This window comes from Micromonospora sp. NPDC005173 (assembly GCF_040608515.1).
Classification (GTDB): Bacteria; Actinomycetota; Actinomycetes; order Mycobacteriales; family Micromonosporaceae; genus Micromonospora.
This window is the reverse complement of the sequence record NZ_JBEXIK010000001.1, coordinates 137138-149206: the sequence shown is the minus strand read 5'-3', so window position 1 is coordinate 149206 and position 12069 is coordinate 137138. Positions and strand designations below refer to the sequence as shown.

Here is a 12069-nt window from a genome sequence, read left to right as displayed (position 1 = left end):
CCGGGGTCCGCGCCGCGCCACCCAGCGACCGTCGACGGGAGGGCGGCTGGCAGAGTGGAGGGGTGAGCCGTACCCCGCAGGGCCAGCGCGCCAGCCTGGACAAGCAGCCGCACGAGGTCGCCGCGATGTTCGACGGCGTGGCGGAGCGCTACGACCTGACCAACACCGTGCTCTCCTTCGGCCAGGACCGCTCCTGGCGTCGGTCCACCCGCGCGGCGCTCGGCCTGCGGCCGGGCGAGCGGGTGCTGGACGTCGGTGCGGGCACCGGTGTCTCGACGCAGGAGCTGGCCCAGTCCGGGGCGTACGCGGTCGGCGCCGACCTGTCGCTGGGCATGCTGTACGCCGGCAAACGGGTCCGGCCCGAGGTGCCGCTGCTGGCCGGAGACGCGCTGCGACTGCCGTTCGCCGACGCCAGCTTCGACGCGGTGACCATCTCCTTCGCGCTGCGCAACGTCAACGACACGGACGCGGCCCTGCGCGAGCTGGCCCGGGTGACCCGGCCCGGTGGACGGCTGGTGGTCTGCGAGTTCAGCACCCCGGTCAACCCGGCCTTCCGGACGGTCTACCTGTCGTACCTGATGCGGTCGCTGCCGGCGGTGGCCCGTGCGGTGTCCAGCAACCCCGAGGCGTACGTCTACCTGGCCGAGTCGATCCGGGCGTGGCCGGACCAGGCCGCGCTGGCCGGGCGTCTCGCCGCAGCCGGTTGGGGTCGGGTGGCGTGGCGCAACCTGACCGGCGGCGTGGTCGCCCTGCACCGGGGGATCCGCGAGTAACGGCGGACCAGGGGACGGGCATGGACAATATTCAGGTTCCGTGAATATCAGGCTTTAGTCCACTTTGCCCCGTACGCTCGTCCGCATGACCGGAGCAGACCCGGCGGACCCGGTGGCCGCCACCGACGACGACGCGGCCGAACTCATCGCGCAGTTGCGCGCGTTGGCCGGCGCCGATCCGGCGGAGGTCCGGCAGGTGGTCGCCGAGGTTCTGGCAGCGCTGGATCGGGCGGCGGGTGGCGCTCTGCGCGAGCACCTGCCGGAGACCATCCGCGTGGACGCCGGCCTGGATGCGCCCAGTCCGGCCTGACACCGAGTGTCTGTGGACGGTCATCCGCTGTCACACCGGCGAGTTAGGTACCCCTGATCCTGCGCAGGTATGACACCGGTCATACACTCGTCCCGTCTGGCTTGTGAAGCATTTCACGAGCGTGCGGGAGGAGGCGCGAATGACCGCGGTGGAGCACGATGCCGACGTCATCGTCGTAGGCGCCGGTCCCGGTGGATCGGCAACGGCGTACCACCTGGCCCGGCACGGCGTACGGGTGCTGCTGCTGGAGAAGACCGAGTTCCCCCGGGAGAAGGTCTGCGGCGACGGGCTGACCCCGCGCGCCGTGCGCCAGCTCATCCGGATGGGCGTGGACACCTCGCCCGAGGCCGGCTGGCTGCACAACCGGGGCCTGCGGGTGATCGGCGGCGGGGTACGCCTCGAGCTGGACTGGCCGGACCTGGCCAGCTTCCCCAACTTCGGTCTGGTGCGCACCAGGCTGGACTTCGACGACCTGCTCGCCCAACGGGCGGTGGCCGCCGGCGCCAAGCTGCAGACCAGCGTCAACGTGCTGGGCCCGGTGCTCGACGGCGACGGCCGGGTGACCGGCGTCGAGGCGGAGGTGGGCCCGGACAAGGAGCCAGCCAGCTTCCACGCCCCGCTGGTCGTGGCGGCTGACGGGGTCTCCGGCCGGTTCCCGCTCGCTCTCGGCCTAGCCAAGCGGGAGGACCGGCCGATCGGCGTGGCCGTCCGCCGCTACTACCGCTCGCCGGCCAAGCACGACGACAACTACCTGGAGTCCTGGCTGGAGTTGCGCAGCAAGGACAGCGGCGACAACCTGCTGCCCGGGTACGGCTGGATCTTCGGGCTCGGTGACGGGCGGGTCAACGTCGGCCTCGGCGTGCTCAACTCGTCCTCCGCGTTCGGCAAGACCAACTACCGGCGGCTGCTCACCGACTGGCTGGCGAACACGCCCGCCGACTGGGGGATGACCGACGAGACCAACGCCGACGGCCCGATCCTCGGCGCGGCTCTGCCGATGGGCTTCAACCGGGTGCCGCACTACACCCGTGGCGTGATGCTGGTCGGCGACTCCGGCGGCATGGTCAACCCGTTCAACGGGGAGGGCATCGCCTACGCCATGGAGTCCGGCGAGCTGGCCGCGGAGGTGGCGGTGCAGGCCCTCGCGCGGCCGGCCGGCGCGGAGCGGGAGCGGGCGCTGATGGCGTACCCGAACGAGCTGAAGGCCCGGCTCGGCGGCTACTACCGGCTGGGCGGCATCTTCGTGAAGCTGATCGGCCGTCCGGAGATCATGCGGATCGCCACCAAGCACGGAATGCCGCACCCGACGTTGATGCGCTTCGTGCTCAAGCTGTTGGCCAATTTGACCGACCCCCGTGGCGGGGACGCGATGGACCGGGTCATCAACGCGATGACGAAGGCAGCGCCAGCCGTCTAGACAACCGGTGTCGGGGCTGGTCACAGCCCCGACCCGGACAAAGATCGACCCCCGCCGGCAGCCACCGCGTGGGACGTGAATAGTGTGATTTTCGTCAAGCACCGAGGGCAGGGAAGGACGAGCAGGAGAATACGATGTCGCTCTCGCCTTACGCACCGATCATCGGGCTGTTCGCCCTCGCCGCGGCGTTCTCGCTGTTCTCCGTTGGCGCCGCCCGCTTCGCAGGTCCCCATCGATACAACAGAGCCAAACTCGAGGCTTACGAGTGCGGCATCGAGCCCAGCCCCCAGCCGGTCGGCGGTGGGCGGTTCCCGATCAAGTTCTACCTGACGGCGATGCTCTTCATCGTCTTCGACATCGAGATCATCTTCCTCTACCCCTGGGCGGTCTCGTTCGACGCTCTGCCGATCTTCGGCTTCGTGGAGATGGTCCTGTTCATCGTCGCGGTCTTCGTCGCGTACGCCTACGTGTGGCGGCGCGGCGGCCTGGACTGGGACTGAGGAAGGAACGTCAGATGGGCATCGAGGAGAAGCTCCCCGCAGGCGTCCTGCTCACCTCGGTGGAGAAGCTGGTCAACTGGTCGCGGAAGACGTCCTTCTGGGGCGCCACCTTCGGCCTGGCCTGCTGCGCCATCGAGATGATGGCCGCCGGTGGTCCGCACTACGACATGGGCCGTTGGGGCATGGAGGTCTTCCGGGCCTCGCCCCGGCAGGCCGACCTGATGATCGTGGCTGGCCGCGTGAGTCAGAAGATGGCCCCGGTGTTGCGCCAGATCTACGACCAGATGGCCGAGCCCCGCTGGGTGCTCTCGATGGGCGTCTGCGCCAGCAGCGGCGGCATGTTCAACAACTACGCGATCGTGCAGGGCGTCGACCACGTGGTGCCGGTCGACATGTACCTGCCCGGCTGCCCGCCCCGGCCGGAGATGCTCATCGACGCGATCCTCAAGCTCCGCGAGAAGATCATGTATGAGCCGCTGGGCCCGAACGGCCGCAAGATGCTCGAGGCCCGTCAGGAGCGCGGTGACGTCCCCGTCGTGCCCTACGGCTCGATGCCGTCCTCGTACCGCAGCGACAAGGCCCGGCGTGCCGAGTGGACCCAGGCGGTCCGCGAGGGGCGCGAGGAGCAGCTGCGGATCGAGAACTGGATGAACGCCCAGAACCATCTCCACGCGCACAGGGGCCCGAAGTGACCGCACCGAACGAGAAGAACAACGACGGCGGGGTGCCGGTGCCGGTCACGCCGGCCGGCGCCAGCAGCACCGCCCCGGCCGAGTACCCGCCGGCCAGCCCGGCCGGCCGGGGGATGTTCGGCAACCAGGGAACCGGCGACGTGTCCGGCTACGGCGGCCTGGTCCGCCAGCGCCAGCCGATCGAGGAGGCCACCCGCCCGTACGGCGGCTACTTCGACGAGGTCCGCGACGCGCTGGAGGAGGCGTACCCGGCCTTCGGCGACGCGATCGAGAAGGTCGTGGTCGACCGGGGCGAGCTGACCCTGCACGTTCGCCCGGAGCGCATCGCCGAGGTCTGCCAGGTGATGCGGGACGACCTGGCGCTGCGCTTCGAGCTGTGCTCGTCGGTGTCCGGCGTGGACTATCTCGGTGCGGACGAGCGCCGGCTGCACGTGGTCTACCTGCTCACCTCGATGACCTACCGGCGTCGGGTCCGGCTGGAGGCCGCGGTCTCCGTCGAGAGCCCGCACCTGCCCAGCGTGACCGCCGTCTACCCGACTGCTGACTGGCAGGAGCGGGAGGCGTACGACATGTTCGGCATCGTCTTCGACGGCCACCCCAACCTGACCCGGATCCTCATGCCGGACGACTGGGAGGGCCACCCGCAGCGCAAGGACTACCCGCTCGGTGGCGTGGCGGTCGAGTACAAGGGCGCCGAGATCCCGCCACCGGACCGGAGGAGGTCCTACCAGTGACCACGTCGAACTACGCGACCGAACGCGAGACCACCGAGGGCCGGGTCTTCACCGTCACCGGTGGGGACTGGGACACGATCGTCTCGGGCACCGACCCGATCAACGACGAGCGCATCGTGGTCAACATGGGTCCGCAGCACCCGTCCACGCACGGTGTGCTGCGGCTGGTCCTGGAGCTGGAGGGCGAGACGGTCCGCGAGGCGCGGTCGGTCATCGGGTACCTGCACACCGGCATCGAGAAGAACCTCGAGTACCGCAACTGGGTGCAGGGCACGACGTTCGTGACCCGGATGGACTACCTGGCCCCGCTGTTCAACGAGACGGCCTACAGCCTCGCGGTGGAGAAGCTGCTCGGCATCACCGACGACATCACCGAGCGGGCCACCACGATCCGGGTCCTGATGATGGAGCTGAACCGGATCTCGTCGCACCTGGTCTGGGTGGCCACCACGGCCATGGAACTCGGCGCGATCAACATGATGTTGTACGGCTTCCGCGAGCGGGAGTACATCCTCGACATCTTCGAGACCATCACCGGCCTGCGGATGAACCACGCGTACGTCCGGCCGGGCGGCGTGGCGCAGGACGTGCCGGACGAGGCGATCCACAAGATCCAGCAGTTCCTCAAGCTGTTGCCGAAGCGGCTCAAGGAGTACGAGGACCTGCTCTCCGGCCAGCCGATCTGGACCCAGCGCACGAAGAACGTGGCAGTGCTGGACGTGACCGGCTGCCTCGCGCTCGGCGTCACCGGCCCGGTGCTGCGCTCCGCCGGCCTCGCCTGGGACCTGCGCAAGACCATGCCGTACTGCGGCTACGAGACGTACGAGTTCGACGTGCCGACCCACTCCGACGGTGACGTGTGGGGCCGCTACCTGGTCCGGCTCGCCGAGATTCGGGAGTCGATGAAGCTGGTCGAGCAGGCCCTCGACCGGCTCAAGCCGGGCCCGGTGATGGTGGCCGACCGCAAGATCGCCTGGCCGGCGCAGCTGGCCATCGGCGTCGACGGCATGGGCAACTCGCTGGAGCACGTCGCGAAGATCATGGGTCAGTCGATGGAGTCGCTGATCCACCACTTCAAGCTGGTCACCGAGGGCTTCCGGGTCCCGCCCGGCCAGGTGTACGTCGGCATCGAATCGCCCCGCGGCGAGTTGGGCGTACACGCGGTCTCCGACGGTGGCACCCGGCCGTACCGGGTGCACTACCGGGAGCCGAGCTTCGTCAACCTCCAGGCCCTCCCGGCGATGGCCGAGGGCGGCCTGATCGCCGACGTGATCGCCGGCGGAGCCTCGTTGGACCCCGTGATGGGTGGGTGTGACCGATGACTTTCACTGAGACGACCCGGGAGCGGGCGCGCGAGATCATCGCGCGCTACCCGGCGGACCGGTCCCGTTCGGCGCTGCTGCCGCTGCTGCACCTGGTTCAGGCGGAGGAGGGGTACGTCTCCCCGTCCGGCGTCGCGTTCTGCGCCGAGGTGCTCGGCCTGAACAAGGCGCAGGTCGGCGCGGTGGCCACCTTCTACACCATGTACAAGCGCAAGCCGACCGGCGACTTCTTGGTCAGCGTCTGCACCAACACCATGTGCAACGTGCTCGGCGGTCAGGAGGTCTACGACACCCTCGCCGAGCACCTCGGCGTCGGGCACGACGAGACCACCGCCGACGGGAAGATCACCCTGGAGCACGCCGAGTGCCTGGCGGCCTGCGACTACGGCCCGGTGATGACCGTCAACTACGACTTCTTCGACGGCGTGGACTCGTCCACCGCGGTCGGCGTGGTCGACGAGCTGCGCGCCGGCGGGCGGCCGATGCCGACCCGGGGCGCTCGGCTCTGCACGCTCAAGGAGATGGCGGTGCAGCTCGCCGGTTTCGCCGACGAGCGGGACGGCGCGGTCGCCGACGGCGGGCCGGGCGAGCCCACCCTGCGCGGGCTGCGGCTGGCGCAGCAGCACGGCGTCTCGGTGCCGGGCTTCGACCCGAACACCCCGATCCGCAGCAAGGCGGAGGCGGACAAGGCGGCGGCGAAGGCGAAGGCCGCCGAGGCCAGCGCGAAGCCGGCCGAGGCGCCCGCCAAGCCGGTCACCCCGGTGAAGGGTGGCGACGGCGCGTCCGCTCCGACGGGTACGCCCGGCACCGGCCAGCCGGTTCCCGCCGCTGCGGTGACCGGCAGCACCGCGCCGGACGTGAAGGCGCCGGACGACAAGTCGCCGCAGGTGCGTACCGCTGAGACCCGGCAGCCGGATGCGGCGACCGCCGTGCCGGACGCGCCCGGCACCAAGGTTCCGGCGGAGACCTCGCCGCCGGGCCCGCGTGACGCGCAGGAGGCGCAGGCCGCCGGCGTGGCGGCCAACGAGCCGGCCGGCGATGGCAAGCCCGCCGGTGACTCCACCGGCGCGCAGGAGCGCAATCTCAACGAAGCGTCGGCGAGCGCCGGTGGCGCGAACTCCGCCGCGAGCGAAACGGGGGCACAGAAGTGACCACTCCCCGCCCGGAGACGCTGGCCAAGCTGACGCCGGTGCTGACCAAGCGCTGGCTGTCCCCGGACGCCTGGCGGATCGGCACCTACGAGCAGTTGGACGGCTACGCCGCCCTGCGCAAGGCGCTCAAGGCCCACCCGGACGACCTGATCCAGCTGATCAAGGACTCCGGGCTGCGCGGCCGGGGCGGCGCCGGCTTCCCCACCGGTCTCAAGTGGGGCTTCATCCCGCAGGGCGACGGCAAGCCGCACTACCTCGTGGTCAACGCCGACGAGGGCGAGCCGGGCACCTGCAAGGACCTGCCGCTGATGACGCACGACCCGCACGCGCTGGTCGAGGGCGTCATCATCGCGTCGTACGCGATCCGGGCCAGCCGCGCCTACATCTACATCCGGGGCGAGGCGGTGCACGCCGCGCGCCGGCTGCGCAACGCGGTCCAGGAGGCGTACGACAAGGGCTACCTCGGTCGGAACATCCTGGGCAGCGGCTACGACCTGGAGCTGGTGGTGCACTCCGGCGCCGGGGCGTACATCTGCGGCGAGGAGACGGCGCTGCTGGACTCGCTGGAGGGGTTCCGGGGCCAGCCGCGGCTGCGGCCGCCGTTCCCGGCCACCCACGGCCTGTACGCCAGCCCGACGGTGGTGAACAACGTCGGCACCATCGCCAGCGTGCCGCCGATCGTGCTCGGTGGAGCCGACTGGTGGAAGACCATGGGCACCGAGAAGTCCTCCGGGCCGATGATCTACTCGCTCTCCGGGCGGGTCGCCAACCCCGGCCAGTACGAGTGCTCGATGGGCGTCACGCTGCGCGAGCTGCTGGAGCTGGCCGGTGGGATGCAGCCCGGCCACAACCTGAGGTTCTGGACCCCGGGCGGTTCGTCCACCCCGCTGCTCGCCGCCGAGCACCTGGACGTGCCACTGGACTTCGAGGGGGTGGCGGCGGCCGGCTCGATCCTCGGCACCACGGCCACCCAGATCTTCTCCGACCAGGACTGCCCGGTCTACGCGACGTACCGGTGGCTGGAGTTCTACCACCACGAGTCGTGCGGCAAGTGCACCCCGTGCCGTGAGGGCAACTACTGGATGGTCCGGGTCTACCGGCGGATCCTCGCCGGTCAGGGCACCCACGAGGACCTGGACACCCTCCTGGACACCTGCGACAACATCCTCGGCCGCTCGTTCTGCGGTCTCGGCGACGGCGCGACCAGCTCGGTGACCTCGTCGCTGAAGTACTTCAAGCAGGACTACCTCGACTACATCGAGGGACGGACCGCGCCGAAGCTCTCCGACAAGCAGCTGGTTGGAGCTCACTGATGACGGACGTAGCCAAGCAGACCGACACGGTCACCCTCACCATCGACGGCGTCGAGGTCACCGCCCCCAAGGGGACGCTGCTGATCCGGGTCGCCGAGCAGATGGGCACCGAGATCCCCCGGTTCTGCGACCACCCGCTGCTGGCACCGGCCGGCGCGTGCCGGCAGTGCCTGGTCGAGGTGGAGGGGCAGCGCAAGCCGGTCGCCTCCTGCACCCAGGCCGTCGCCGACGGCATGGTGGTCCGTACCCAGATCACCTCCCCGGTGGCCAAGAAGGCGCAGGAGGGGGTGATGGAGCTGCTGCTGCTCAACCACCCGCTGGACTGCCCGATGTGTGACAAGGGCGGCGAGTGCCCCCTGCAGAACCAGGCGATGTCCACCGGCCGCACCGACTCCCGCTTCCACGAGCACAAGCGGGAGTACGAGAAGCCGATGGCGATCAGCAGCCAGGTGCTGCTGGACCGCGAGCGGTGCGTGCTCTGTCAGCGCTGCACCCGGTTCTCCGAGGAGATCGCCGGCGACAAGTTCATCGACCTGATGGGCCGGTCGTCCGCCGAGGAAATCAACATCTACCGGGACGACGCGTACGGCGAGCAGGGCGACGCGGGTGACGTGCCGTTCAACTCCTACTTCTCCGGTAACACCGTGCAGATCTGCCCGGTGGGCGCGCTCACCGGTTCCCAGTACCGGTTCCGGGCCCGCCCGTTCGACCTGGTCTCCAGCCCGAGCGTCTGCGAGCACTGCTCGGCCGGCTGCGAGCAGCGCACCGACTGGCGGCGCGGCAAGGTGCTGCGCCGGCTGGCCGGCGACGAGCCGGCGGTGAACGAGGAGTGGAACTGCGACAAGGGCCGGTGGGGCTTCCAGTACGCCCGCGCCACCGACCGGCTGACCACCCCGCTGGTCCGCGACAAGCGCACCGGTGAGCTGCGGGAGGCGTCCTGGAGTGAGGCGCTCACCGTGGCCGCCGAGGGGCTGCACGCGGCCCGGGAAGGCGGACAGGGCACTGCGGTGCTCACCGGCGGTCGACTGACCGTCGAGGACGCCTACGCGTACGCGAAGTTCGCCCGCGTCGCGCTGAACACCAACGACATCGACTTCCGGGCCCGGCCGGTCTCCCGCGAGGAGGCCGACTTCCTGGCCAGCTCGGTCGCCGGGGTCACCGACGTCACCTACACCGACGTGGAGAACGCGCCGGCGGTGGTGCTGGTCGGCCTGGAGCCGGAGGAGGAGTGCCCGATCCTCTTCCTGCGGCTGCGCAAGGCGTATTTGAAGAAGACGCTGACGGTGTACGCGCTCGCGCCGTTCGCCACCCGTGGCCTGGAGAAGCTCGGTGCCAAGCTGGCTCGGGTGGTGCCGGGCGAGGAGGCCAGCGTGCTCGCCGAGCACGCCACGGTCGCCGAGGCGCTGAGCGCGCCGGGCGCGATCCTGATCGTCGGCGAGCGGCTGGCCAGTGTGCCGGGCGGGCTCTCCGCAGCGGCCAACGTGGCCCGGCGTACCGGCGCGAAGCTGGCCTGGGTGCCGCGGCGCGCGGGTGACCGCGGTGCGGTCGACGCGGGCTGCCTGCCCAACCTGCTCCCCGGTGGCCGGCTGGTCACCGAGCCGGCGGCCCGGGCCGAGTTGGGCGAGGCGTGGGACATCCCAGCCGGGGTGATTCCGAGCCAGGCCGGTCGGGACACCGATCAGATTCTGTCGGCCGCCGCCAACGGGCAGCTCGGCGCGCTGGTGGTGGGCGGTGTGGACCCGGCCGACCTGGCCGACCCACGGCTGGCCGAGGCCGCCCTGGACGCGGTGCCGTTCCTGGTCAGCCTGGAGCTGCGCGGCAGCGCGGTGACCCGGCGGGCGGACGTGGTGCTGCCGGTCGCCCCGGTGGTCGAGAAGGCCGGCAGCTTCCTGGACTGGGAGGGCCGGCTGCGTCCGTTCGAGGCGGTGCTGCAGACCGCCGCGATGACCGACGGCCGGGTGCTCGACGCGCTGGCCGCGCTGCTCGACGTGCGACTGGGCACCGCCGACGTGCCGAGCGTGCGACGTGAGCTGGGCTCGCTGCCGGCGACGCGCACCCAGCGGCCGGCCGCGCCGTCGGTGGCGCCGGGCACCGTGCCGCACCCGGGCACCGGGGAGGCCGTGTTGGCCACCTGGCACCAACTGGTCGACCTGGGCACCCTGATCGACGGCGACGAGGACCTCGCCGGCACCGCACGCCCGCCGGTGGTCCGGCTGGGCAAGGGCACCGCCGAGGCGCTCGGCGTCACCGACGGCGACCCGGTCACGGTGGGCACCGACCGGGGGGCGCTGACCCTGCCGGCGGAGCTCACCGAGATGCCGGACGGCGTGGTCTGGCTGCCGACCAACTCACCGGGCTCGACCGTGCGACGCAGCCTCGGGGCGACGTCCGGCGCGGTCGTCCGGATCTCCGTTCCCGCATCGAGCGTGGCCGTCCCGGCCGGGCGCGTGGCGGCGGACGAAGCCGGTCTCCCCGGTCCGCTCCTCAACGCTGGGGGTAACCAGTGAGCCCGTCTTACCTGGCCCAGGATCCGACGCTGGCCGACTTCGGCCAGGATCCGTGGTGGCTGGTCCTGATCAAGGTCGTCATGGCCTTCGTCGTCGCCGTGCTGGCCACGCTGCTCGGCGTCTGGTTCGAGCGACGGGTCGTCGGCCGCATGGCCGTTCGGCCCGGCCCCAACCAGGCCGGCCCGTTCGGTCTGCTCCAGACGCTCGCCGACGGCCTGAAGATGGCCTTCAAGGAGGACATCCTGCCGAAGGCGGCCGACAAGGTCGTCTTCTTCTTCGCCCCGACCATCTCGGTGATCTGCGCGGTCACCGCGCTGTCGGTGGTGCCGTTCGGCCCGATGGTGAGCATCTTCGGCCACCAGACGCCGCTGCAGGTCACCGATGTGCCGGTGGCGGTACTGCTGCTGCTGGCCTGCTCCTCGATGGGCGTCTACGGCATCGTGCTGGGCGGGTGGGCCTCCGGCTCGACGTACCCGCTCCTCGGCGGCCTGCGGTCGAGCGCCCAGATGATCTCCTACGAGGTCGCCATGGGGCTCTCCATCGTGGCGGTGTTCATGACCGCCGGCACGATGAGCACCAGCGGGATCGTCGCCGCCCAGGGGCACGGCACCGAGCTGACCATCTTCGGCAACTCGATCCCGGCGCCGGGCTGGTACGCGATCCTGCTGCTGCCCAGCTTCATCATCTTCTTCATCTCCACGGTGGGCGAGACCAACCGGGCGCCGTTCGACCTGCCCGAGGCCGAGTCCGAGCTGGTCGCCGGCTACATGACCGAGTACAGCTCGCTGAAGTTCGCGCTCTTCATGCTCAGCGAGTACGTCGCGATGGTGACCATGTCCGCCGTCACCACGACGCTGTTCCTGGGTGGTTGGCGGGCGCCGTGGCCGATCACGCTCTGGGAGGGCGCCAACTCCGGTTGGTGGCCGCTGCTCTGGTTCTTCGGCAAGGTGATCGCGCTGGTCTTCGTCTTCGTGTGGCTGCGCGGCACGCTGCCCCGGCTGCGCTACGACCAGTTCATGCGCTTCGGCTGGAAGGTGCTGCTGCCGATCAACCTGGTCTGGATCCTGGTCCTGTCGGGCCTGCGCTCCATCGAGGACTGGGACTCGCAGGGCAAGCTGATCGCGGTCGGCATCCCGGCCGGTCTCCTGCTGATCGCCACGCTGTTCTGGCCCAACCGCCGGCCGCAGCCGAAGCCGACCATGCAGGAACAGGTGGACAGCCGCCCGTACGGCAGCTTCCCGCTGCCACCGATGGATCTACAGGTACCACCGAGCCCGCGTATCACGCGCGTGGTGGCCGAGCGGGAGCCGGCAAACATCGTCGCCGGCTCGGACTCCAGGGAGGTGTGAC

General features: G+C 70.6%; 11 protein-coding genes. All 11 read left to right on the top strand.

The window, feature by feature from the left end; translation table 11 throughout:
* Positions 1–62: 62 nt before the first annotated feature.
* The 11 genes from ABZV00_RS00710 to nuoH all read left to right on the top strand — a co-directional run bounded on the left by ABZV00_RS00710 (position 63) and on the right by nuoH (position 12068).
* Positions 63–773, top strand: a complete 711-nt coding sequence (locus ABZV00_RS00710) for a demethylmenaquinone methyltransferase (protein ID WP_355600651.1) — start codon at positions 63–65, stop codon at positions 771–773.
* Between the two features lie 85 nt (positions 774–858).
* Positions 859–1083, top strand: coding sequence for a hypothetical protein (locus tag ABZV00_RS00705; protein ID WP_328422613.1), 225 nt, complete (start codon positions 859–861; stop codon positions 1081–1083).
* Positions 1084–1222: 139 nt separating this feature from the next.
* Positions 1223–2500, top strand: coding sequence for a geranylgeranyl reductase family protein (locus ABZV00_RS00700; protein ID WP_355600649.1), 1278 nt, complete (start codon positions 1223–1225; stop codon positions 2498–2500).
* A gap of 134 nt (positions 2501–2634) precedes the next feature.
* Complete coding sequence (locus tag ABZV00_RS00695) at positions 2635–3000, top strand: NADH-quinone oxidoreductase subunit A (protein ID WP_328422617.1); 366 nt, start codon at positions 2635–2637, stop codon at positions 2998–3000.
* Positions 3001–3014: 14 nt separating this feature from the next.
* On the top strand, positions 3015–3692 hold the full coding sequence (locus ABZV00_RS00690) for an NADH-quinone oxidoreductase subunit B family protein (protein ID WP_328422618.1): 678 nt from the start codon (positions 3015–3017) through the stop codon (positions 3690–3692).
* The gene (locus ABZV00_RS00685; protein ID WP_328422620.1) at positions 3689–4426 is read left to right on the top strand and encodes an NADH-quinone oxidoreductase subunit C; all 738 of its coding nucleotides are present in this window, start codon (positions 3689–3691) and stop codon (positions 4424–4426) included. The genes ABZV00_RS00690 and ABZV00_RS00685 overlap by 4 nt, the downstream gene beginning before the upstream one ends.
* Positions 4423–5748, top strand: a complete 1326-nt coding sequence (locus tag ABZV00_RS00680) for an NADH-quinone oxidoreductase subunit D (protein ID WP_355600646.1) — start codon at positions 4423–4425, stop codon at positions 5746–5748. Before ABZV00_RS00685 ends, ABZV00_RS00680 begins: the two co-directional genes overlap by 4 nt.
* A complete protein-coding gene (gene nuoE, locus ABZV00_RS00675; RefSeq protein ID WP_355600644.1) occupies positions 5745–6899 on the top strand; it encodes an NADH-quinone oxidoreductase subunit NuoE in 1155 nt (384 codons plus the stop codon). Before ABZV00_RS00680 ends, nuoE begins: the two co-directional genes overlap by 4 nt.
* Positions 6896–8212, top strand: a complete 1317-nt coding sequence (nuoF, locus tag ABZV00_RS00670; RefSeq protein WP_355600642.1) for an NADH-quinone oxidoreductase subunit NuoF — start codon at positions 6896–6898, stop codon at positions 8210–8212. The genes nuoE and nuoF overlap by 4 nt, the downstream gene beginning before the upstream one ends.
* Positions 8212–10719: an NADH-quinone oxidoreductase subunit G gene (locus ABZV00_RS00665; protein WP_355600640.1), complete on the top strand. Its 2508-nt coding sequence runs from the start codon at positions 8212–8214 to the stop codon at positions 10717–10719. Before nuoF ends, ABZV00_RS00665 begins: the two co-directional genes overlap by 1 nt.
* A complete protein-coding gene (gene nuoH / locus ABZV00_RS00660; RefSeq protein ID WP_355600638.1) occupies positions 10716–12068 on the top strand; it encodes an NADH-quinone oxidoreductase subunit NuoH in 1353 nt (450 codons plus the stop codon). The genes ABZV00_RS00665 and nuoH overlap by 4 nt, the downstream gene beginning before the upstream one ends.
* Position 12069: the final 1 nt, after the last annotated feature.

What these genes read in the sequence shown, in the direction of transcription:
- ABZV00_RS00700 (WP_355600649.1), top strand. Translation starts at nt 1,223, where the DNA reads ATGACCGCGGTGGAGCACGATGCCGACGTCATCGTCGTAGGCGCCGGT.
- nuoE (WP_355600644.1), top strand. Translation starts at nt 5,745, where the DNA reads ATGACTTTCACTGAGACGACCCGGGAGCGGGCGCGCGAGATCATCGCG.
- ABZV00_RS00690 (WP_328422618.1), top strand. Translation starts at nt 3,015, where the DNA reads ATGGGCATCGAGGAGAAGCTCCCCGCAGGCGTCCTGCTCACCTCGGTG.
- ABZV00_RS00705 (WP_328422613.1), top strand. Translation starts at nt 859, where the DNA reads ATGACCGGAGCAGACCCGGCGGACCCGGTGGCCGCCACCGACGACGAC.
- ABZV00_RS00695 (WP_328422617.1), top strand. Translation starts at nt 2,635, where the DNA reads ATGTCGCTCTCGCCTTACGCACCGATCATCGGGCTGTTCGCCCTCGCC.
- ABZV00_RS00665 (WP_355600640.1), top strand. Translation starts at nt 8,212, where the DNA reads ATGACGGACGTAGCCAAGCAGACCGACACGGTCACCCTCACCATCGAC.